Source organism: Bradyrhizobium sp. 956_D2_N1_4 (assembly GCF_052076025.1).
GTDB lineage: Bacteria > Pseudomonadota > Alphaproteobacteria > Rhizobiales > Xanthobacteraceae > Bradyrhizobium > Bradyrhizobium barranii.
Genome location: NZ_CP197237.1, coordinates 3,250,960 through 3,272,121, shown reverse-complemented (window position 1 = coordinate 3,272,121; position 21,162 = coordinate 3,250,960). Strand labels below are relative to the sequence as shown.

The 21,162-nt window shown below is 63.7% G+C and carries 18 protein-coding genes; 11 read left to right on the top strand and 7 right to left on the bottom strand.

What is annotated here, in order from left to right; all coding sequences use genetic code 11:
- Position 1 precedes the first annotated feature (1 nt).
- From AB7535_RS15190 to AB7535_RS15180, 3 genes are all read right to left on the bottom strand, one after another.
- The gene (locus AB7535_RS15190; protein WP_439036598.1) at positions 2-511 is read right to left on the bottom strand and encodes a hypothetical protein; all 510 of its coding nucleotides are present in this window, start codon (positions 509-511) and stop codon (positions 2-4) included.
- Entirely contained in the window at positions 508-984 is a 477-nt protein-coding gene (locus AB7535_RS15185; RefSeq protein ID WP_439036597.1) for a hypothetical protein, read from the bottom strand. The genes AB7535_RS15190 and AB7535_RS15185 overlap by 4 nt, the downstream gene beginning before the upstream one ends.
- A gap of 156 nt (positions 985-1,140) precedes the next feature.
- Complete coding sequence (locus AB7535_RS15180) at positions 1,141-1,776, bottom strand: hypothetical protein (RefSeq protein WP_439036596.1); 636 nt, start codon at positions 1,774-1,776, stop codon at positions 1,141-1,143.
- A gap of 658 nt (positions 1,777-2,434) precedes the next feature.
- On the opposite strand from AB7535_RS15180, the gene AB7535_RS15175 reads away from it, so the two are divergent.
- From AB7535_RS15175 to AB7535_RS15145, 7 genes are all read left to right on the top strand, one after another.
- Positions 2,435-4,540, top strand: a complete 2,106-nt coding sequence (locus AB7535_RS15175) for a tyrosinase family protein (RefSeq protein WP_439036595.1) — start codon at positions 2,435-2,437, stop codon at positions 4,538-4,540.
- 18 nt (positions 4,541-4,558) lie between these two features.
- Positions 4,559-6,838 (top strand): LodA/GoxA family CTQ-dependent oxidase, encoded by a 2,280-nt coding sequence (locus AB7535_RS15170; RefSeq protein WP_439036594.1) that lies wholly within the window; start codon positions 4,559-4,561, stop codon positions 6,836-6,838.
- Complete coding sequence (locus AB7535_RS15165) at positions 6,835-7,251, top strand: hypothetical protein (RefSeq protein WP_439036593.1); 417 nt, start codon at positions 6,835-6,837, stop codon at positions 7,249-7,251. The genes AB7535_RS15170 and AB7535_RS15165 overlap by 4 nt, the downstream gene beginning before the upstream one ends.
- Before the next feature lie 161 nt (positions 7,252-7,412).
- Positions 7,413-8,390: a tryptophan 7-halogenase gene (locus AB7535_RS15160; protein WP_439036592.1), complete on the top strand. Its 978-nt coding sequence runs from the start codon at positions 7,413-7,415 to the stop codon at positions 8,388-8,390.
- A 10-nt stretch (positions 8,391-8,400) separates the two neighbouring features.
- The gene (locus tag AB7535_RS15155) at positions 8,401-10,608 is read left to right on the top strand and encodes a multicopper oxidase family protein (RefSeq protein ID WP_439036591.1); all 2,208 of its coding nucleotides are present in this window, start codon (positions 8,401-8,403) and stop codon (positions 10,606-10,608) included.
- 31 nt (positions 10,609-10,639) lie between these two features.
- A complete protein-coding gene (locus tag AB7535_RS15150; RefSeq protein WP_439036590.1) occupies positions 10,640-11,287 on the top strand; it encodes a DJ-1/PfpI family protein in 648 nt (215 codons plus the stop codon).
- A 115-nt stretch (positions 11,288-11,402) separates the two neighbouring features.
- Positions 11,403-11,594 carry a hypothetical protein gene (locus AB7535_RS15145; RefSeq protein ID WP_028153368.1) on the top strand — a complete coding sequence of 64 codons (192 nt, stop codon included), beginning with the start codon at positions 11,403-11,405 and terminating at the stop codon, positions 11,592-11,594.
- Positions 11,595-11,652: 58 nt separating this feature from the next.
- Here AB7535_RS15145 and AB7535_RS15140 read toward each other — a convergent pair whose 3' ends face one another.
- The gene (locus AB7535_RS15140) at positions 11,653-11,877 is read right to left on the bottom strand and encodes a hypothetical protein (protein ID WP_028153369.1); all 225 of its coding nucleotides are present in this window, start codon (positions 11,875-11,877) and stop codon (positions 11,653-11,655) included.
- A gap of 262 nt (positions 11,878-12,139) precedes the next feature.
- Here AB7535_RS15140 and AB7535_RS15135 point away from each other — a divergent pair, with 262 nt between their 5' ends.
- Complete coding sequence (locus AB7535_RS15135) at positions 12,140-12,460, top strand: DUF1476 domain-containing protein (protein ID WP_439036589.1); 321 nt, start codon at positions 12,140-12,142, stop codon at positions 12,458-12,460.
- An 18-nt stretch (positions 12,461-12,478) separates the two neighbouring features.
- Here AB7535_RS15135 and AB7535_RS15130 read toward each other — a convergent pair whose 3' ends face one another.
- Positions 12,479-13,069 (bottom strand): TIGR00645 family protein, encoded by a 591-nt coding sequence (locus AB7535_RS15130; protein ID WP_063983282.1) that lies wholly within the window; start codon positions 13,067-13,069, stop codon positions 12,479-12,481.
- 162 nt (positions 13,070-13,231) lie between these two features.
- Between AB7535_RS15130 and AB7535_RS15125 the strand changes: the two genes are divergently transcribed.
- Positions 13,232-13,522 carry a hypothetical protein gene (locus tag AB7535_RS15125; RefSeq protein WP_439036588.1) on the top strand — a complete coding sequence of 97 codons (291 nt, stop codon included), beginning with the start codon at positions 13,232-13,234 and terminating at the stop codon, positions 13,520-13,522.
- Positions 13,523-13,553: 31 nt separating this feature from the next.
- Here AB7535_RS15125 and AB7535_RS15120 read toward each other — a convergent pair whose 3' ends face one another.
- Positions 13,554-13,682, bottom strand: a complete 129-nt coding sequence (locus AB7535_RS15120; protein ID WP_256374848.1) for a hypothetical protein — start codon at positions 13,680-13,682, stop codon at positions 13,554-13,556.
- Between the two features lie 804 nt (positions 13,683-14,486).
- On the opposite strand from AB7535_RS15120, the gene AB7535_RS15115 reads away from it, so the two are divergent.
- Complete coding sequence (locus AB7535_RS15115) at positions 14,487-15,419, top strand: septal ring lytic transglycosylase RlpA family protein (protein WP_166096571.1); 933 nt, start codon at positions 14,487-14,489, stop codon at positions 15,417-15,419.
- A gap of 66 nt (positions 15,420-15,485) precedes the next feature.
- On the opposite strand, the gene AB7535_RS15110 is transcribed toward AB7535_RS15115, so the two are convergent.
- Positions 15,486-19,940, bottom strand: coding sequence for a beta strand repeat-containing protein (locus AB7535_RS15110; RefSeq protein ID WP_441279793.1), 4,455 nt, complete (start codon positions 19,938-19,940; stop codon positions 15,486-15,488).
- Positions 19,941-20,524: 584 nt separating this feature from the next.
- Here AB7535_RS15110 and AB7535_RS15105 point away from each other — a divergent pair.
- Positions 20,525-21,070, top strand: a complete 546-nt coding sequence (locus AB7535_RS15105; RefSeq protein WP_166096569.1) for a phage tail protein — start codon at positions 20,525-20,527, stop codon at positions 21,068-21,070.
- Positions 21,071-21,162: the final 92 nt, after the last annotated feature.

The window sequence follows — 21,162 nt, the reverse complement described above, 5'->3', positions numbered from 1 at the left end:
TTTAAGTAGCGTCCTTACTGCCCGGCTTGACGTAATTCTCCACGATGGAGTCAAAGTCGCGCTTACGCATCCAGACCCGAATGGTTCGATCTGCCTTCCAGAGCATTGGCTGGGCATACCGCCAACGTAAGCGCACTTGCACCGAATTCTCCGGGTCGATCTGCCTGAAATTGCTCGGCTTGATCACCTGCAAATGGACTTCCGCGTCCGGACCAAGGCAGATTTCTTTCTCGCCGGGGAAAACGCTGTCAACGATACCGTGCACAGAGCTGTCTTTGGCCAGCCCGAGATGGTTGTGATTTTCGAACTCCCAAGTGACGATCACGGGCCGCGCGCTATAATTTTTCACTGAGAGAAAATGCACGATGTTCCGGCTATTCTCCATGATCGGTCGGGCGAACATGATCGCAACCGGGTAGTGCTTCGTGAAGCGGTCCCGGATCAGAAAGATTGCGGAGCAAATGCCTGCAAGCGAGCCGATGATCTTTACCCATTCCTCCACGTCGATCACTCGCGCGCCCTCAACGTCGATTCAATGGGCCAAAAATAGCGCATTTTTTGATCGAGCTTTATGTAAGGTGTGAAAAGTGGAACGCCCTCCGTCTCAAAATTGGCAACGTCGAGCAGGTAATCATACTTTTTGTCGATTAGCCGGGATCGCTCGGGTTCATCCCGTCCATCAATGATTTGATCGGTGAAGGCAGACATGAAGGCCAGTCTCTCTCGGAGGCCCGCCAGGTAGTGATGGACGTCATCGCCGAACAAAAAGCGGCACCTCTCCACGGCGGCAGCGAATGCAAAAAACTCTTCGTTGGTAATCGCACCGTTTCGCATGATTGGCACGATCGCCTTCTGTATGTCTCGGAATGCTTCGAGCCTCTTTTCAAATAGCTCAAGGACTATCTTTTGATGCGCCGTGATCCATTGAAGATATGCGACCAAGGCGGCAAAAGCCGCGATCACTGGCACAAGCCAACCTGTCACCGGCCTTCCTCCTGGGCGAATGCGGGGCTCTATATCTTAATGATGCTCCGACCGCTCAGGAGATTACACGTTCAGAACGTCCTGCCACTCTGCCGCAACTCAATCCTGTGGATAATTGCTTGCCGCTGAGGTGCAGCCCGTCGTGGGTGCGGACACCTAAGGCTGCCAAGTCGTGACGATCACCGCCTTAACGCGATCCCGGCTCTCGCTATCCATATCGCTACGGAACGCGGAATCGAGTTGGAATAGGCTTTGGACCTCGGCCGCCAATCGGCCGATGATCCCAACCATCATCCTCAACTCCTCAATCGTCACCGACTTCTTGAGCGCGTCGAGCGTGAGATGCGCGATGCCTTGATTCCGCAGGTTGGTCAGGCGGCCGTGGGCTTTCCAATCGATCTCCCGGTAAGCCCGGACGAAGTCGTCAATTTTTTCGGCCCGAGAGGGGGTGAAAACATCGGGGCCGATCCGCGCCTCCAAGAATTGCAGAAGCGCCGTCTGCACCTTCGCATCCGTAAGGCGACGATAGAACGACTGAAAGCTGAGAAGCTTCGGGTCGGCATCGAGCAGGACCGCAATCCTTAGAGCGGCCATCAGGACAGCATCCCGATGCAGGACGGCGACCGGCTGCCGCCAATCGCCGTGTGGGTCAGTCGGTGAGGCCAAGATGTCGTTCAGGCCGTCCGCAGACCCGAACGACCAGAGGCATCTGGTCGCGACAGTCACCAGGCGGCTGGCGTTCTGAACCAAGAAAACAACTTCGGGATCAGATGCGGCCATTTGCTCGGTCAATCTTGGGGCCAATCTTGGGGACAGACACGCCAGACGACCCGCTTCCCATTGCTTCTGGTGACTTGCCTTGCAGGGGCGCGACGTCGCCTAAGTCACTGAAAAGCAAGACAGGTTGATATGGGATAGCACGGGACTGCACGGCCCCGTGCGTCTTTCAAGACCGGTGCCTTAAACCACTCGGCCACCCTTCCGGACAGAGAATGGTTGTCGCTTAACGCAGTCGACCGCGCAAGGCAACGCGAAGTTCGCGCTTGCGGGGGAAAACCAAGTCCGATGGGGAAACAGGCCGGGAAGGGCGAAGCTCGGCTTCGTCGAGCAGTCGTTCGGCGCGGATTCGCTCACGGTGGGGCTCGGCTTCGTCCCACGACGACTGGAATGCACGCTGGGCTCAATCGCGCAGCGCTTGATGACCGGACACGTCCGATGGCCGGCGCAGAGCTTGAGCAACACACTCGTGCTCGCATCCGCCTCATCCGCCTCATCCGCACGACGCATGGCCAGATCTGTCGTTTCGATAAAGGTTGTATGAAATAGATCACGCAACCCCGAAAAATATTCGCGCTTGCTTCGACGTTGAAGGTGCGTGTCTACGTGACATCACCCAAAAGTTGTGATTAGTCTCCGGCCGCCTTCTTCGTCTTGCTGTCCGGGGGCTGGAATGGACACCGAAGCATTGACCGTTGCTTATGCGCGCGTGAAGGCGATCCTGGATGAAGCTGCCGGCGATAGCACCGCTGATTATGGTGGCGCTGGACGGTTTTGGGATAAGGGCGCACAGGCGTTGGAGGCGGCCGAGATCTTCGGCATCAAGATGGTTGCTCCAGTGCCGGAGGGCCACGCCTGCTGCATCCCGCCGCATGCGCGCAGCGACGCGTCCGGATTGATCAAGGGATTGCGCGGTGAAGCACCGTTCGACGGTGGCCGGTTCCCGGCGCTGCCATGGGGCGGCAAGCGCGTCGCGCCCGCTGACGTCGACCGCATTGCCGACTGGATCGATGCCGGTTGCCCGGATGATGCGACCAGCGTCGCAGTCGAGCTTGCGCCTGGCAAGCCGGCGAAGACCGCGACGGTGAAGGTGAGCGAGATCGCCGAGTTTGCGGTCGCTGCCGACGGCTATTCGCCGGCCGCGGATGCCGGCGAGCCCCGGCGGCGCATGAACATCGACTGCATGAGCGAGCCGCAGCTCGAACGGCTGCGCCGCGGCTTCCGCCGGCTTTACGATCTCGACCACTGGCCGGAAGACCGGCGCAACTACAACAACCAGGCGCTGATCCACCAGAACCATTGCCAGCACGGCTGGGAGCGCTTCCTGCCCTGGCACCGCGCCTATCTCTACGAGTTCGAACAGAACCTTCAGGACTTCGAGCCCGGGCTGATGCTCCCGTACTGGGACTTCACGATGCCGGAGTACCGGCCGGAGGAGCCGGACAAGGGCCGCATCATTCCGAATTCGATGAAGGCCTATCTCACCGAGGAGGCGGCTGAGACGCTGTTGGCGGCGCTCGACCCGGCGCCGACGGCGGCGCAGAAGAAGGCGATCCTGGCGCTCGCGCATGACCGCGTCACCTTCACCTCACAGCACAGCTTCTTCTGCTATGTCATCAGCAACATCGGCTATGCGGCCGTCACGCCGGATCCTGACAATGCCAACCGCCAGCGCTTCATCGACGCGCTGCTTCAGTCGAACTCGCTCTGGTATCCGCTGCGCTATCCGGCCGAATATCCCAAGGGACAGACGATCAACCAGGCAATCAACTATCATTACCCGTCGGCCGACGACATCGCCCAGATCCTGAGCCTCAACAATTTCCGCGACTTCGGCGGCGGCAGCATCTACGACGCGGCGTTCGGGTTCCTCGACCAGAATCCGCACAACACCATGCACATCTGGACCGGTGGGCAGAATCCGGATGCAGGGCAGGCGACCTATGTCTGCAAAGATGCCCCGACCGCGGCGGCTGCGTCGCAATCCGACGCCGAGACCACACGTCTGCGCGCGCTCGCCAAGCGCCGCAACGATGCCGTACAGGTCGGCGGGCGCCGTTTCCACGCCCGCCCGGATCTCTATTCGCAGCCGGGCTCCGGCGACATGTTCAGCAACCTGACGGCCTCCTACGATCCCGTGTTCTGGCCGATCCACGTCAATATCGATCGGATCTGGTGGGAGTGGCAGAAGCTCAATCCGAATGCGCTGCCGGCCGATCTCGATTCCGTGCTGTCGCCGTGGAACTACACCATCCGCGACACGCTCGACATCGCGCCGTTCGGCTACGAATACGTCCGCAGCTCGCATTTCATGCCGGTCGGCCTCGAGGCGCCGGTCAGCCGCTTCGTGTCGCAGCCGATCAACGTGCCGCAGGCCGCGCGCAGTTTCAAACGCGCGGAGATCCGCCTGCATCAGGTGCCGCAATTGATGCGCTCCTGCTTCGTGCGCGCCTTCCTGAACGAACCCGGGGCCGACGCCTCGACGCCGATCAAGGGCAATCCGCACTACGCCGGCTACATCTCGATCTTCGGACATGGGGCCTGCTACGGCGGTCCCGGCCATTGCGATATCCCGCCGCCGCAGCCGCGGCGCTTCGACCAGCGCGGGCGCAGCCACAATATGCCGCGCGTCCATCGCATCGACGTCACGGCCGCCGCCAGGCAGGCGCTCAAGAAGAAGGGCCCGCTGCAGATCACGCTGGTCGTGATCGGCGGCGACTACCAGGAGGAGAGGGAGCTTCTGAAGCTGGAAGGCGTGTCGATCAGTTTCCTGGATTGAGAAAGCGGCGGGGAAGTCATGGCGACGTATCGAATCCATCCGGGCATCGGCATCGCGCGCCTGGGCAACAGCGACAGCGAATTCTACCTCGCGCCGGAGACGCCCGCGGCGATGCCGCTCGCCTGCGACAGTTTCGGCAATCCCGTGCACGGCCCCGACGGGGTCACACCTGTTCCGGTCAAGACCTTCAAGGATGCGCAGGGCCGCGTGAAGCGCCAGGCCGCGCGCTTCCAGATCTTCGTCTATGACGAGGAGTCCCCGGAAGGCAGGCCGCTGGCGCTCGGCGATGCCGTGGAGGGCGGCGGCAATCATGGTGTGCTCGTCGACATCCAGTGGCGCGTCTATGTCGCCAACAAGAAAGCCTCCTGGTACCCGTTCACCGAGCTCAAGGGCGAGCATGGCTACGCCCCCGGCAGTGCGCGCCGCAACGCCGACATCACCGGCCAGGACCGCGACCTGCTCATCATCGATCCCGGCCCGCGCAGCGTGAATGCGACCACCAACCGGCGCGCGCATTTCGATCGCTCGGGCGGCCCCGGCGGCTATGCCACCACGTTCCCGCCCAGGGGCCTCCAGCCGTTCGACATCGACACGCTGGGCGAGATGATGACCGACAACAAGGGCCGCCTGGTCGTGCTCGGCGGTCACGGCAATTCGGGCATGGACGTCAACGGCAGCTTCGGTCCGAAGATCGAGGACTATGCCAACACCGACGGCTGGTACGACGACATCTCCGATGGGCCGGTGATGGCGCGGCTGATCATGTATTCGAAGCAGGTCGGCCAGACCCGCTACATCGACGTCGAGTTTCCGGCCTGGGTCGTGGTCGGCTACCCGCGCTTCGTCCCTGAGATCCTCGACATGATCACGATGGACGAGGTGCTGTACGATCTCTATGTGCGCCAGTTCGCCACCGATACCGGCATCTATGGGACGCTCGGCACCTATGACGATCCGCAGCAGATCCCGTTCCGCGACGAGGCGGCGCTGCGTCATTGGCAGGCCGGCCGTCTTGCCTGGAATCGCAACTACCGGCCGTGGTTCTATCGCGACATCTGGCCGATCCTGTTCCGGCCGGATGAATTCAGATATCTGAACGATATCCTTCAGCAATCGAACTATCCGCACGATCAGGCGCAGCGCGGCACGTTCGATCCCGACAAATTATCGAAGACCCCGAAACGCGCGACGCGGCCGACGGCGACGGCAACACCGTCGGATGCACCGTTGCGCGATGCCAGTCAGGGCGAAGCGGTCATGGCGGTGGCGGCGGTCGCAGGTCCGCCCCACTCTTCCAAGGCCGACGATCCCTACGGACCGATGCGCCGCTTCCTGTTCGATTTGTTGCGCCGTACGGGCGAGGCCAATTCGTTCCAGGTGCAGGACCGGGCATCGTCGCGCGTCCATTCGCTGCCGCTGATGCCATTGTTGTGCGGCGACAATCCGCTGACCAACGAGACGCCGTCGAAGTTCCTTCATCTCACCCAGTACCAGCTCTTCATCCTCGGCCAATGGGCGCGCGGCTGGTTCATCAACGAGAAGGAGGAGGGCTGGCTGCCCGAAGGCTATTCACCCTTCGCGCCTTATCCGAAGACACCGCCGAAGACCGGCCGCGAGCTCGACCGCGGCGTGCTCAGCAACGTGCTCGGCGGCGCCTTTTGTCCGGGCGCCGAGCTCGGCTGGGTGATGCGCAACCCTTCGATCTACTGGGCGCCGTATCGCATCAACGCCGATCGCAGCGTCTCGGATTTCCTGCAGAGCGCCGCCCAGGCCAATCAGGACCACGGCACCGTGATTGCCGACCCGACCTTCAACGTCAACTCGCCGCTCAGCCAGGACAACGACTTCAAGACCGGTCTTCAGCCGGGGGACCTCACCAAATATATGGGTCTGCCCTGGCAGTCCGATTTCAACGAGTGCACCACGCAGCCGATCAACATCACCTACGCCGACTGGAACAATCTGTGGCCCGACAGCGACAATGACGATCGCTTGCGGCGCGACGAGAAGACCTGGACCACGCTGTGGTGGCCGGCGCATCGACCGTTGCAGTCGTTCGAGATTGCCTCGGTCTCGAACGGAAAGCCCAATTACGTCTGGACCACGTGGAGCCGCGGCGTCCCGCAAACGCCGGTCGGCGACCTCAAGATGGTCACCGAGTGGTCGCTGCTCGGTTTCATCGTGCGCAATCCCTACGAGCCGGCCGTCAAGCCCGCCGACAGTTATCAAGGGCCCAAATACATCAGCGTCGAGCGAACAACCGGGTCGAGGCCCGATCCCAAAAGCGAGGCATCATGAGCGACAATGCATTCGTCGGACATTGGACCTATCGCAGCCTGCTCAACGATCCCGACGTCAACACGGCCTTCAACAATCTCGAATTCGGCCGCGGCACGATCGAGATCGTGGACGGGCCGATGCAACTCTTGACCGGCACGATCGGCGGCCCGGGCTGGTCGCTCGCGCTGAAGGGATCGCGCGCCTATGGATCGCCGATGCAGGTGCGTTTCCAGGGCACCGGCGTCGTCGGCGGCGAGGAATGGATCTACGATTATTGGGGCTCGCTGGTGCCGGCCTGGCCCAATGGCGTCGACCAGCGTCCGGCCATCGTCGGCTCAGTGATCCGGACCATCCCGCATAGCGGCGGTTCGCCCGGCACGGTGGCGCCGGCCGGCGTGGTTGCCTCGTTCTACGCAGTCCGGGCCGACTGACCTTGGCCGCGTTCGACATCATCGTTGCAGGCGTAGGTCCAGCCGGGGCGGCCGCTTCCCGCGCGCTTGCGATGTGCGCGCCGGAGCTTCGGGTGGCCGTGATCGCGCCATCCGAGCGGCGCGGGCGAGGCGAAGGACGAGGCCAAGGACGAGGCGAGGTCTTGTCACCGCTGGTCCAGCCGGTGCTGCGGCAGCTCGGTCTGTGGCCGACTTTCCTGGCGCAGGGCTTTGCGCCGTCGCACCGCACGCTCACCTCCTGGGACCAGGCCGGCCTGACGTCGAGCGAATTGCTGCTGGAGGCGCGCGGACCGTCATGGCGCGTTGACCGCCGGGCGTTCGATGGCTGGCTCACGGCGGCGGGTTGCCGCGCGGCCGAGCGCGTCGACGCGAAGGTCTGTCATCTCGCGCGCGAGGCGGCGGACGGCTGGTCGGTCGTTTGCGACGACGGCGACAGCCATTCGGCCCGGCTGATCATCGATGCGACGGGCCGCGCCCGCGCACTCGCCGATCGCCAGGGGTCGCGGGCGAAAGCGCAGGACCGCCTGATTGCGGCCTATGCCGAGGCGACGACATCGGGACCAGCGACACCGGAACTGCTCGTCGAGGCCTTTGAAGACGGCTGGTGGTACACGATGGCACTCGACCAGGGCAGGCGCGCCTTTGCGTGCATGACCGATGCCGATCTCGCGCGTGGCCTCAGGCTGAACACGCCGGACGGCTGGCGCAGAGCTCTCGCCAGGACGCAATTCGTCTCGGCGCTCGCGAGCAAGATCATTCGGCTCGAACAACCCCGCTTGATCCCTGCGGGCAGCCGGTACGCCGCAACGACTGCCGGCTTCCATTTCCTCTGCGCAGGCGATGCCGCAAGCGCTTTTGATCCGATCTCGGGTCATGGCGTGGTCAAGGCCATGCGCTCGGGCGTGTTCGCCGCCTACGCCGCCAGCGATTGCCTCGCGCGCGGTGATGCGGCCGCTCTAGATCGCTACGGCGCGTGGATCGCGCGCGAAGCTGCGGCCTACGCGACGACGCTAAGCGAACACTACGGCAGTGTCTCGCGCTGGCCCGAGCGCCCGTTCTGGCGGCGCCGGCGTGCCGACGCGCCTTCACGCAATCCTTCGAGCAGTCTTCTGGAACAGTAGGGCGGACAACATGATGAAGAGCTTCGCGCGAATTGGTCTTGTCATCGCCGCGCTGGGACCGAGCCTTCCAGCATTCGCGGCGCCGGTTCCCCGTGCTTTCGAACCGCCGCCGACGCTGCCCGGACAGGGCAATGTCGTGGCCCTGGAGGCCGGCGTGGCGCCGGCCGTTGGCGGTTGCCGGCCGCAAGGATCGATCTCGCGCAGCGGCTCGATCGTCTCGGTGGTGCTCAACTTCGTGCGCGGCCGCTTCTTCATCAACAACCCGGATCCGACCGATCCGCAACCGGATGGCCTCGACCCCGTCGAGCTGCGCTCCTATGGCGGCTGCAAGTCGGGCCCGGCGATCTTCGTCAAACCCGGCGATACGCTGCGCGTCGACCTGATCAACCAGCTCGCGAAGGACGACCCGAGCTGTTTGCCCAATCCTCCGGAGGGGCTGGGCTTGCCGGCGTTGGTCGGGTGCTTCAACACCACCAACCTGCACACGCACGGCCTGCACGTTTCGCCTGCCGGCAACAGCGACAACGTGCTGCTCAACATCGCCCCGCAGACGAAGTTTCCGTATGAGATCAACATCCCCAACGACCATCCGGCGGGGACGTTCTGGTATCACGCCCACCGTCATGGCTCGACGGCAGTGCAGGTGGCGAGCGGCGCCTCGGGCGTGCTGGTCGTCAAGGGCGAGCGTCCCTATACGCCACCGTCGCCGCAGAACCCGAAGCCGATTGCCGATATCGACACGGTCCTGCATGACGTCAACGGCGCCCCGTTCAAGGAGCAGCTCTTCCTGTTTCAGCAGATCGCCTATGCCTGCTTCGCCAACCAGCCGAACCAGCCCGGCGGCCCGTGGCAACAGATCTACACCACGCAGGGACTCTACAACGCCAGCAGTCCGGCAAATATCGCCAACGCGCCGTGGACGTGCCCGCTGGCGACGTCAGGCAATCCGGTAAGCCCCGGCGTCGTCGAGAACTTTGGCTTGCAACTGGACTCATCGTCGATCTGGGACACCAATGGCCGCTTCACCAGCGTCAATGGCATCGTGCAGCCGACGCTCACCGTGCCGGCGGGCGAGATCCAGCGCTGGCGCTTCGTGCATGCCGGCATTCATGACACGATCAACATTCAGCTCGTGCGGGCTACGCCGGTCGGCACAACCAACCTGATCGCGACCTCGGCGCTGAGCGGCAACCGCCAGCAGCAGAAGGCCGATCTTCTGGCCGCCTGCAACGCCTCGACGGGCACACTGATCCCGCAGTTCGAGATCGCATCCGACGGTCTGACCCGGACCAAATTGCGCACCGTGCACGCCTCGCAGGTCGGCGGCGTGCTCGAATCGAACTACATGCAGCCCGGCTATCGGAGCGACGTCCTCGTCGTATTCCCCACGGACGGGGACTATTGCCTGCTCAACCAGGCGGCGCCGAAGGCTGAGCGCGTGTCCAACGGCAATGGCGGCGGGCAGGGGCCGACGACGCCGCAATTGCTGGCCTATGTCCATGTGCGCGGAGGGCAGCCCGTGACGGGGGACCTGCAGGCCTATGTCGGCAAGGCGCTGTACGATGCCAATCCGACGCTGCCGGACGCCGTTCGCACCGGGCTGCGTGACGGCGATCTGCGGCCGTGGGCGCCATTCGAAAACCTTGCGCCGCCGGCTGCCGGCAGCCAGCAGCAGCAGGCGGCCTTCGCGATCAACTTCCCGGCCTTCACGGTCAACAACGCCTCGTACGATCCCGACGTGGTGAACTTCACGCGCGAGGTCAACACCACGGACGACTGGATGCTGTCCGCGCAAGGCGAGCCGCACATCTTCCATATCCACGTCAATCCGTTCCAGGTGATCGACGTCACCACCACCAACACCAACGGTCAGCAGATCTCGATCTACAATCCCGACGGCACCTGCAAACCTGACATCGTGTATGCCGACAAGCAGCAACTGGCCAACCAGTATTGCGGCATGTGGCACACATTCCGCGACACGATCATCGTCGAGAACAACTATCAGATCCGCGTCAGGACGCGGTACGACCGCTACATCGGCGAGTATGTCCTGCATTGCCACATCCTGGACCACGAGGACGCGGGCATGATGGCCAACATCGCGATCGTTCCCGACCTCAACGCGCCGGGCGGCGGCCTCGGGATGGCGGGGATGCGCCATGCCAAGCAGCCGACGGCAACACCCGCGGCGACGCCCGTAGGCCACAAACATTGATCGTCAATGGAAGCAGGGAGGATTACGCGCGATGAAGATCGGCATTCCCGTCTACGACGGCGTCGACATGCTCGACGTCGCCGGACCCTTCGAAATGTTCGACTGGGCGGATTTCGACGTCGAGGTCGTCGCTGAAAAGCCGGGAATGAAACGGTTTCGCAACCGGGGATTTCCGTTCGAGGTCGCAAAATCCTTCGCGGAGTGCACCCAATATGATGCCGTCTGGATTCCCGGCGGCGATCCAGTCGCGCTCACCGAGATCATCAACGATCCGCACCGGACCTACGTCCAGTTTCTGACCAGGCAGGCCGCCGGTGCGAAGTACATGTGCTCGGTCTGCGAGGGGGCGATGCTGTTCGCGGCATCGGGTCTTCTCGACGACCACTGGGCGACGACGCACTGGGCTTTCCTGGAATGCTTCCCGACGCTGTTCCCGAAGGTGAAGGTTGCCGACGGACATCCGCGTTTCGTGCTGGATCGCAATCGCCTGACCGGAGCCGGAATATCCGCGGGCCTCGACGAGGCCCTGATGTTGATCACGCTGCTCGGAGGCACGGAGCTGGCGCGTCAGGTTCAGCAAAACACCGAATACTATCCGGATCCGCCCGTGCGCAGCGCGATTCCCGCAGCGCCGCAGTGCCCGCTCACAGGCGTCAAGCCGCCGGGGTCGACGCAATAGGTCCGGCCGACCGAATGCATCATCTAACTATCTGATATGTTGAGACTTCAATCGGCAGTGTCGACTGCCGGGTTCAACTCATGGAACCGTTTCGTTGCTTGCGCGTTGTCTCCGCATGACCGAAGACCTTTCCTTCCGACGCAAACCCCTGACCCCTGAGCAGCGCCAGGCTCGTGATGCCGCACGCCGGATCGAGGCCGAAAAGGCCATGCGCGATCACGAGGAGGCCCAGAAGGCGTTTTACGCCAACAAGGAACGGCTGAGGGCCGAGCGGCTCGCGCGCGAAGCGGCCGAGGCGAAGGGCTGACCGAACGCGGTCGCCGCCCACAATCTTCTGAAGCGATCTCCCAACCGGAGACCGGCCGCTAATGCCGGTTGGACATTCCCGTTGCGCTCAAAGCCAGCTTGAGCGCCTGGACGGCGCCGGCGAACGCGCCGCGGGGCGCTTGCGCCTCGATCGCCTCGGCCGCGATGCGACAATCGTCGGCGACCTTGAGCAACCCGCTTCGCGCAAGATCCATGGTGGAGAGGGCAGCCTGCTCCAGGCAGACCCGTTCAAGCCGTCGAAACTCCCGCAGCTCTTTGTTCATGCGCCAGCTCTCGATGTCCCCCGGCCCATCCGGCGCCGAGTCTGCTTAACGGACGGTAAACATCTCTGCCTAGCCGATTTGGCTGGCGCGGCGCTGGTGCGTGTCGTGCCCACGCCCGGGCTTGCGGCGCACCACCGCGCAGGCTTGACGGCCTCGGCCTTCCGGGAGGAAGATTCAAATGATCCTAAACTGACGAGAACCACGGAGACGTTCGCTCCCAGCCAGTCCGATTCTCCTCAGCGAAAACGCATTGGAGCTGACCATGACCACGTTCGACAAGCGCGAGCAGGGCTTTGAGGCCAAATTCGCCCACGACGAGGAATTCATGTTCAAGGCCACGGCCCGGTCCAACAAGCTGCTCGGGCTCTGGGCCGCGGGCCAGCTCGGGCTCAGCGGCGATGCCGCGGCAAGCTACGCAACGGCGCTGGTGACAGACAATCTGGAGAGCCAGAGCATCGACGATGTCGTGGGCAAGGTGTCTGGCGATCTTGCCGCCAAGGGCGTGGCGCGCGAGCAGGTCGCGCAGAAGCTTCAGGAGTGCCTGCACCAGGCGCTCGCGCAGCTCGAAGCAGGCAAGCAATAAGAAGGCCGGCCGTTGCCCTCACTCGGCGTGCTTGCGCATTCCGGAGTCGCTGAGCCTGTCGACGTAGGCAATGCCGATCGCCGAGGCGATGAAGGTGATGTGGATCAGGACCTGCCACATCACGCCGGTCTCGGTGAAGCCGGCGCGGTTCGAGCCGAGATTGCCGGCCTCGATGAAGGTGCGCAGCAGCGCGATCGAGGAGATGCCGATGATGGCCATGGCGAGCTTGATCTTCAGGACGCTCGCATTGACGTGGCCGAGCCATTCCGGCTCGTCGGGATGACCCTGGAGGTCGAGCCGCGAAACGAAGGTCTCGTAGCCGCCGACGATGACCATCACGAGCAGGTTGGAGATCATCACGACGTCGATCAGCGCCAGCACGCTCATCATGATCTGCTGTTCGGTGAGGTCGATCGCGTGCCAGGAAAGATGCCAGAGCTCCTTGAGGAACAGCACGATGTAGACGCATTGCGCCACGATCAGTCCGAGATAGAGCGGCAGTTGCAGCCAGCGCGAGCCGAAGATGATCATCGGCAGCAGGCCCAAACGCGGCAACGGCGGGCGGGGTTCGGTGCGCAGTTCGGACTCGGGTCCAGGCTCAACCGACATTCAGGCAGCATCCTCGCGAGCTGAGATGATCTCGCCTTCATGTAACCCGACAAGATGGCCGGTGGAAGACGGCCAAGCCGCTGGTTGCGGCCGGCAGATCGCGCAGTCTCGTGCTACCGTGCCGAACGGCCAAAGAGTCAGGGCTTGAATCGGGAGGCGGGGGTGTCTTGGAGCGGCTTCGGCAAAGGGCTCGGCGGCATCGCGGTCGCCGTCGCAATCGTGGTTGGCGCCGGTGGCGCGGAGGTCTCGGCGACGCCGCTGACGCCGTTTCGCTACGAGGCGCAGGCGCAACGTCATTGCCCGCACGATCAGGTGGTCTGGCTCGATTTCAGGAAAGGCATCTACTACGGCAAGGGCCAGAAGCGGTATGGCCAGGGTTTCTACGGCAGCTTCGTCTGCCTGACCGAGGCCCGCGACAGCCTTTATCGCCGCTCGCTATTGGGCCTGCGCTGAGCAGCGCGTGATTCGGAAGTTTGGGGGACGGCTATTTCCGGTCCGGCAGCTTCACCGGCACGTGCGGGGAGGTGCTGATCACCCGAGGACTTCCGTCGGGATAGGTGCGGTCGCCGCGGATCAGCGATTCCAGAACCAGAAAAAATTTCTCAGCAAGCATTTGCGTCACCCTCGTTGGTGATGGCCTCTTGAAATGAGTCGAGGCGCCGAACGCAGAAATTCAATCAACTAAACGGGAGCAGGGCAATACCGGACAGCGCTGTATGCTGCATCGCGGTGTAGTTGTGGTTAGAAAGAAGGAGACTGGTGGTGGTGCTCAGGCGAAGGCCAGTGCCACCAGGCTCGAGCAGAGAAGAAACAAGCCGCCGGCGGTCAGTGCCAGGAAGCCATCGGATACGAAGTCATGATTGCGCATGGGACACCTGCCGCTCTCGTGTTCGATGCTCGGTCGGATCGATTAAGATTGTCCGAACGTGCCGTCTTGAAAGAGGTGATCCTTGCCGTCCGCGCGAATGCCCTCAGGCCCTCGTGCGGTAACCTTCAAACGCATGGGCCAGGAAGATCCCCGCGCTTACCAGACCCATCAGTGCCGAAACCGTCTCGATCATCGTCAAATTCCAGTTCGCCCCTGCAACCGAGAAAACGCGTGCGGCCTTGCACAGTCAAAAGAATTCCAGTGAGCCACAAGACAATGGGGGTGGAGTGAGGATTTGGCGCAACAGAATGTCCAGGAGTGGCACAGAGCAGGGGGCCTGCGCTCCGTAGATCAACGGGGAGAAGCGAACGCCCCGTTTACCATCCCGGCGTGAACGCTGTGGGCTCCCCATTTCCGCCGTGTTCGGGTTGCGTTATCCTTACTGCTTCCGACGCGGTGGTGGGCCGCCTTGGATTTTGGGACCGGACAGCGCTCCCCCGTAGCCAAAGCGGGTTGGGTATGCCTCCGGCGAAGTGGTATTTGGGGCGCATGGGGATCCGACGGTCAGATTCGGTTTTGCGGGCCGCGCGCGGTGTTGCCGCGGTCGCGACCTGCCTCGCGCTCGCCAATTGCGCCTCCTCGAACAAGTTCGCCAGCCGGGTCGATCCGAAATACGGCGTGTCCTCGAGCCCGCGGGTCGTGGCGTTTGGGGATCCGGTTCCGAAAGGCGGCGGCACCTACCGCGTCGGCAAGCCCTATGTTGTGGGCGGCCGGACCTACGTGCCGGAGGAGGACGTCAACTACCGCGCCGAGGGTATGGCGTCCTGGTACGGCGACGATTTCCACGGCCGCCTGACCGCCAATGGCGAAGTGTTCGACATGACCTCGCTGACAGCGGCGCATCCGACCCTGCCGATGCCGTCCTATGCGCGGGTGACCAATGTCTCGAACGGCAAATCGCTGATCGTGCGCGTCAACGACCGCGGGCCCTATCACGGCAACCGGCTGATCGACGTCTCGAACAAAGCCGCTGAACTCCTTGAATTCAAAGGCAATGGCGTCGCCAAGGTCCGTGTCGAATACGTTGGCCGGGCGCCGCTGGAAGGCTCCGACGATCGCCAACTGATGGCGACCCTGCGCACCGGGATCCCGGCGCCGTCGCCCTCGATGGTGCGGGTTGCCTCGGCAAGGCCCTTCGTGCCGGAGCTTCCGTCGTCGAACCGCGGCGCCATTCGCGGTGAGGTTCCGACGCCGGAGGGGCGGCCCTATAATCTCGGCAACACCTCCGCCGACATGGCGTCGCTCAACGCGACCTCGGAGATGTCGGCCTCGAGCCGCAGCCGCAGCCGGGGCCGGGCGCTCCAGAACGCGCGTGCCGTGTCCTATGACGAGGATGGCCGCTACGCGACCGAGAACGCACCGTCATCGGCCGACGGCGCCGCCGAGGCCCGCAGCATCCTGAGCGGCCGCGGCCTCTACTAAGCAGGTACCAAACCGGCAAATCCGGCGAGCGGCGTAGCGCCGCTGGCCCGTCGTCGCGCCCAGGGATCAGAATGGGATGCGCGCGCGTCCCGTGAACGTCCAGATCTGCGTGTTGCTGCCGATGCCGCCGAGTTCGGCGCCGAAGCCGACCGTGGTGCCACCCGCCAGCCTTGCGCCGATGCCGCCCGTGATGCGGGCTGACCAGCCCTGGAGCAATGGTGTCGAAGCGAGCGGGATGCCGCCCGCAGCAACGATCGCGGCCGCATCGTCCTGCGTGAAGTAATAGTCGGCAAAGACGCCGGCATAGGGCGCCAGCAGCACGCTATCGAGCCACGGTATGGGGTAGGAGACCCTGTTGCCGGCAGACGCGCGGCCGCTCGAGAAGGTGCGGGCCGCCTGCTGGGTGCCGAGCGAGTCGACATAGGCGTTTTCCCGCTCCCAGATCGCGTAGACCTTGGCCGACGGTTCGATATTGAAATTGGCCCAGCTGTAGCTGCCGGTGAAGCCGGTCGCGAATATCCAGCGATTGCCGTTGAAATTGCCTTGCGCCGTGCCGGCGGTGCCGTCATAGCCGATGCCGGAATAGGTCACGGCCACGTCGTAACGCAGCGTCGGGATGATCTTCCAGCCGAGATAGGCGCCGACGGTCCAGCCGTCGCCCTTCAGCTTTCCGTTGATGTCGGTCTGGGTGTAGCTGAAGTTCTCGTAGCCGCCGGTCACACCGACCAGCAAATTGGGTCTCGCCCGGTAGGTCAGTCCGGACAGCAGGTTGATCTGCTGGCCGAAGAGCGTGGCCTGGGTTGCACCCTGACCGATGTTGCCGGACGAGCCCCATTGATCGATGCCGGTGCCGCGCACGTCGATCCAGAACAGCCAGTCCCTCTGCTCCCTGAAGCGCGCAGCCGGTGCCTTGGTCGGAGCCGCCCGATCGATCGCGGCGAAGGCGTCATCGATCCGCGAGGAGCCGCGCCCGCGGCCGCCGGTCCGGCCGGAGCCGCCGTCGCCCGAATAGGCGTTCAAACTTTGAGAACCGGGCTGCTGACCGGATTTGGGCTTGTCGTCCTCATCGCCGTCGGGCGCGGCGGCGAAATTGACGCGCAGCCCGCCCGCGCCTGGCGTGATGTATTGCCCGCCGTCGCTGAACCCTTCGGAAATCGCGGTGTCAATCGAACCGGAGATCGCCTGTCCCGAACTCTGCGCCACGATCTTGGTGACGTTGAGCTGGAGGGCGCGCAGCTTGGCGCTGTCGGCGGGAATGTCGATCGACTGGTTCAGGGCCGGCGAGGTCGAGGCGTTGAAGGCCACACTGCCGTTGTAGGTCACCGTGATGCTGTGATTGCCGACGGCGAGCGTCGTCGTGGCAAAGGTGGCGACGCCGGCCGACAGGCTAGACGTGCCGATCGGCGTGCCGCCGTCGTTGAAAGTGACCGTTCCCGTCGGCGTTCCGCCCAAGCTGCTCACCTTGGCCGTGAACGTTACAGACTCGCCGTAGCTGCTCGGATTCTTCGACGAGGTGAGCTCCGTGGTGGTCGTCGCGGACAGATAGGTGAACCTGTCTGCCGCCGAGGTCGGCGACGTCCCTCCGGCCGTCGTCACGGTGACATCGACCGTGCCGGCGCCGGGCGGCGAGGTTGCCGTGATCGACGTTGCCGAATTAACCGTGAAGCTGGTCGCGTTGTTGGCGCCGAACTTCACTGCGGTGGCGCCGCTGAATCCGGTCCCCGTGACCGCCACGGAGGTGCTGCCGATCGCGGATCCGGAGCTCGGTGAGATCGAGCCGACCGTTGGTGCCGGCGTGTAGCTGAATTGGTCCGATGCCGATGTGGCGGACGTTCCGCCTGGCGTCGTCACGGTGACATCGACCGGACCGGCGCCGGCCGGCGAGACCGCGGTGATCGAGGTTGCCGAATTGACCGTGAAGCTCGATGCATTCGTCACCCCGAACTTCACGGCGGTCGCACCGGTGAAATTGGTACCGGTGACGGTCACCGACGTGCCGCCTGCGAGCGGGCCGCCTGTCGGCGAGATCGACGTCACGGTCGGCACGGCGAAATAGGTGAACTGGTCTGCCGCCGATGTGGCCGAGGTGCCGCCCGTGGTCGTCACCCTGACGTCGACGGTACCGGTGCCGGCCTGCGATGTCGCGGTGATCGAGGTTGCGGAGTTGACGGTGAAGCCCGCCGCCGCGGTTGCACCGAACGTCACGGCTGTCGCGCCGGTGAAATTGGTGCCCGTGATCGTTACCACCGTGCCGCCGGCCGCCGGCCCCGACGTCGGCGAAAGCGACGTGACGGCTGGCGTGGCGACATAGGTGAACTGGTCGGCGGCGGAGGTGGCCGAGGTGCCGCCCGTGGTCGTCACCCTGACGTCGACGGTACCGGTGCCGGCCTGCGATGTCGCGGTGATCGAGGTTGCGGAGTTGACGGTGAAGCCCGCCGCCGCGGTTGCACCGAACGTCACGGCTGTCGCGCCGGTGAAATTGGTGCCCGTGACCGTCACGACCGTGCCGCCGGCCGCCGGCCCCGACGTCGGCGAAAGCGACGTGACGGCTGGCGTGGCGACATAGGTGAACTGGTCGGCGGCGGAGGTGGCCGAGGTGCCGCCTGGATTGGTCACGCGGAGGTCAACGGTGCTGGTACCGGCGGGTGACGTCGCGGTGATTGATGTTGACGAATTGACCGTGATACTCGTTGCGGCGGTTGCGCCGAATGTCACTGCGGTGGCGCCGGTGAAGCCTGTGCCCGTGACCGTCACGACCGTGCCGCCTGTCTGCGGACCCGTAGTCGGTGAGATCGAGGTGACGGTCGGCGCGGCGGTGTAGGTGAATTGGTCAGCGGCGGACATTGCCGACGTTCCGCCCACGGTGGTCACTCTGACATCTACGGTGCCGGCCCCGGCAGGCGATGTCGCGGTGATCTGGGTTGCCGAATTGACGGTGAAGCCGATTGCCGCCGTGGCGCCGAACGTCACCGCCGTTGCACCTGACAGATTAGCGCCGGTGATCGTGACCGTCGTGCCGCCGGCAAGGGGGCCGCCTGTCGGCGAAATCGACGTGATCGAGGGAGGGCCGGCATAGGTGAACTGATCAGCCGCCGAGGTCGCGGACGTCCCGCCCGGCGTCGTCACCCTGACGTCCGCGACGCCGGTCCCGGGCGGCGAGGTCGCTGTGATCGATGTTGCCGAATTGAACGTGAAGCCGAGCGCGGCCGTCCCGCCGAATGACACGGCCGTGACGCCGGTGAAATTTGTGCCTGTGATCGTCACCACCGTGCTGCCGGCCTGCGAGCCCGCAGTGGGGGAGATCGAGGTGACGGTCGGTGAGGGAATATAGGTGAACTGGTCCGCTGCCGATGTTGCCGACGTGCCGCCGGCTGTCGTCACCCTGATGTCGATCGTGCTGGTTCCTGCCGGCGACGTCGCGGTGATCTGGGTCGCCGAATTAACCGTGACGCCAGTCGCAGCCGCTGCTCCGAACACCACGGCCGTCGCGCCTGTGAAGTTGGTTCCGGTGATGGTCACGGTGGTGCCGCCGCCACCCGGGCCTGACGTCGGCGAGATCGAGGTGACGGTGGGCGCAGCCACATAGGTGAACTGGTCGGAGGCCGTGGTTGCGGACGTTCCGCCCACAGTCGTCACTGTGATGTCGACCGTGCCAGTCCCTGCGGGCGATGTCGCGGTAATCTGGGTATTGGAATTGACCGTGTAGCTCGCAGCATTGGTGGCGCCGAACTTCACGCCGGCAGCGCCTGTGGTCGTGCTGAAATTCGTGCCGGTGATGATCACCGATGTGCCGCCACCGGTTGGACCTGATGTCGGCGATATCGAGGTTACAGTCGGCGCGGCGACATAGGTGAACTGGTCCGCCGCCGACGTCGGCGATGTCGAGCCGTTGGTGACGGTGACATCGACGGTCCCGGCGGACCCCGCCGGCGCCGTCGCCGTGATCTGCGTATTGGAATTGACGGTGTAACCCGTCGCGTTGGTGGCGCCGAACTTGACGCCGGCCGCGCCGGTCGTCCCGGTGAAGTTGGTACCCGTGATCACCACCGAAGTGCCGCCGGCGAGCGGCCCGGTCGTCGGTGAAACCGACGTCACCGTGGGGCTGGGTAGGTTGATCGTGAACGTATAAGGGGTGTTTGCGATCGAGCTGCCGGAGCAGCCCACGTTGAAATCGCTGCAGCCCGGCGTGTAATACAGGGTGATCGAGTCCTGTCCGCCACCTGTCTTGCTGTTCAGCGTGATATCGATCTCGGCCTGGCCGGCCTTCGCGGATTGACCGTTTTGGTTCGGGTTCGTTGGATGAAATGTGTAAGTTGCCTTTGACGTGGTCGGATTATAATCGGCCGCTGTGAGCAGTGCGCTGCCCAAATGGCCGCTCGAATTTGCGATCGGTGCATTGTAAAAGGCGTCTGTGCCCGCGACGGAATAGACGCCGTATACAACCGAGTCGTCGGCCGCGGCTGCGCCGACGGTCAGACACAGGCGATAGATCTGACCGACCGACGTGAAGTTGATGGTCACGCCCGACGTCGAATCTGTCGTTTGATCGCAAGCCGCGTTCGCCGCTGCCATCGCGCCGAGCATCACGACGGCCGCGATGCAGATGCGTTGAGCCGCCCGCCAGAGAGAGCGCAATATCCGCGAAGGCGTAGCTTCACCATCGCGTGTCGGGACGGCCAGTTCCCCGACTATCTCTGGAATGGCCACCGCAATTGCGTGACTCACTGGCCCCCCTTAGCGGCAGCTCTCGATAGAGCATCCGCCTAAAATCCCTGATTGTGAAATTATTCGCCTATATCGTTGCGTGCATTTGACGGGACGCGGTGCGCAACGCAAGCGAACGAGCCAGCCAAACGGCCGGTACCAAGTCGCGGGCACTACTTTCCGGCGAACCGTTGCATAGTGGCAACAAAAGCGTGCTTTGATGGCAATCGACGGAAACGCTTGACGCGTCAATTTATGGTTGCGCTTGCGCTTGACTGTCGACGCTGGCTGTTCAACAATCTTGGCGAGTGGGCCGCAATAAATTCATTCTTTAATTTAAGTGCCGCCGTCGTGGTCTGCATCATCACGCGACGGGTCGTTAGATTTTTGGGGGAGGCGTCATGCCGTTACAGCCGGTTCTCGGACAAATCATGCCTTTTGCGGGCGCAGTGATTCCCAGAGGTTGGGCGCTGTGTAACGGTGCGCTGCTGGCTATCCAGCAAAATGCCGGGCTGTTCTCGTTGCTCGGCACCTATTATGGCGGCAACGGAGTGACGACGTTTGCACTCCCGGATCTGCGCGGTCGCGCGATCCTCGGCTCGAGTGGCGCCGGCCAATATCCCGTGGGCATGACCGGCGGATCGTATATGGCCAGCCTCAATGTGCAGCAGCTCCCGGCCCACAATCATCTCATTCAAGTGTCTGCAGCGGTCGGAGGAGGCGGACGCGGGAGCGTCCCTCCCACAGGCAACGTCTTCGCGACAAACTCACTGCCGGCGACCAATCCGACGAAGATTTTTGCCGCAGCCGGGAGCGGCGACACGCCATTGGCCACCGCCACCAATCTGGTGAACGAAGGCGGCAACCAGCAGCATAACAACATGCAGCCCTATCTCACGATCAGCTATCTGATCGCGACGCAGGGGATTTTTCCGTCGCGAAGCTGAGCGGCTGCACGGCCGCATTTTCGCAAACGTAATCCGTCCACTTCAATTTTCCCATATTCGCGCATTCGCCGATCGGATCGGAACGGGCGCAC

Coding starts and splice junctions, on each gene's coding strand:
- AB7535_RS15155 (WP_439036591.1), top strand. CDS start 8,401: ATGATGAAGAGCTTCGCGCGAATTGGTCTTGTCATCGCCGCGCTGGGA.
- AB7535_RS15170 (WP_439036594.1), top strand. CDS start 4,559: ATGGCGACGTATCGAATCCATCCGGGCATCGGCATCGCGCGCCTGGGC.
- AB7535_RS15115 (WP_166096571.1), top strand. CDS start 14,487: ATGGGGATCCGACGGTCAGATTCGGTTTTGCGGGCCGCGCGCGGTGTT.
- AB7535_RS15165 (WP_439036593.1), top strand. CDS start 6,835: ATGAGCGACAATGCATTCGTCGGACATTGGACCTATCGCAGCCTGCTC.
- AB7535_RS15145 (WP_028153368.1), top strand. CDS start 11,403: ATGACCGAAGACCTTTCCTTCCGACGCAAACCCCTGACCCCTGAGCAG.
- AB7535_RS15105 (WP_166096569.1), top strand. CDS start 20,525: ATGCCGTTACAGCCGGTTCTCGGACAAATCATGCCTTTTGCGGGCGCA.
- AB7535_RS15120 (WP_256374848.1), bottom strand. CDS start 13,682: ATGCTTGCTGAGAAATTTTTTCTGGTTCTGGAATCGCTGATCCGCGGC.
- AB7535_RS15175 (WP_439036595.1), top strand. CDS start 2,435: ATGGACACCGAAGCATTGACCGTTGCTTATGCGCGCGTGAAGGCGATC.
- AB7535_RS15135 (WP_439036589.1), top strand. CDS start 12,140: ATGACCACGTTCGACAAGCGCGAGCAGGGCTTTGAGGCCAAATTCGCC.
- AB7535_RS15130 (WP_063983282.1), bottom strand. CDS start 13,069: ATGTCGGTTGAGCCTGGACCCGAGTCCGAACTGCGCACCGAACCCCGC.
- AB7535_RS15150 (WP_439036590.1), top strand. CDS start 10,640: ATGAAGATCGGCATTCCCGTCTACGACGGCGTCGACATGCTCGACGTC.
- AB7535_RS15140 (WP_028153369.1), bottom strand. CDS start 11,877: ATGAACAAAGAGCTGCGGGAGTTTCGACGGCTTGAACGGGTCTGCCTG.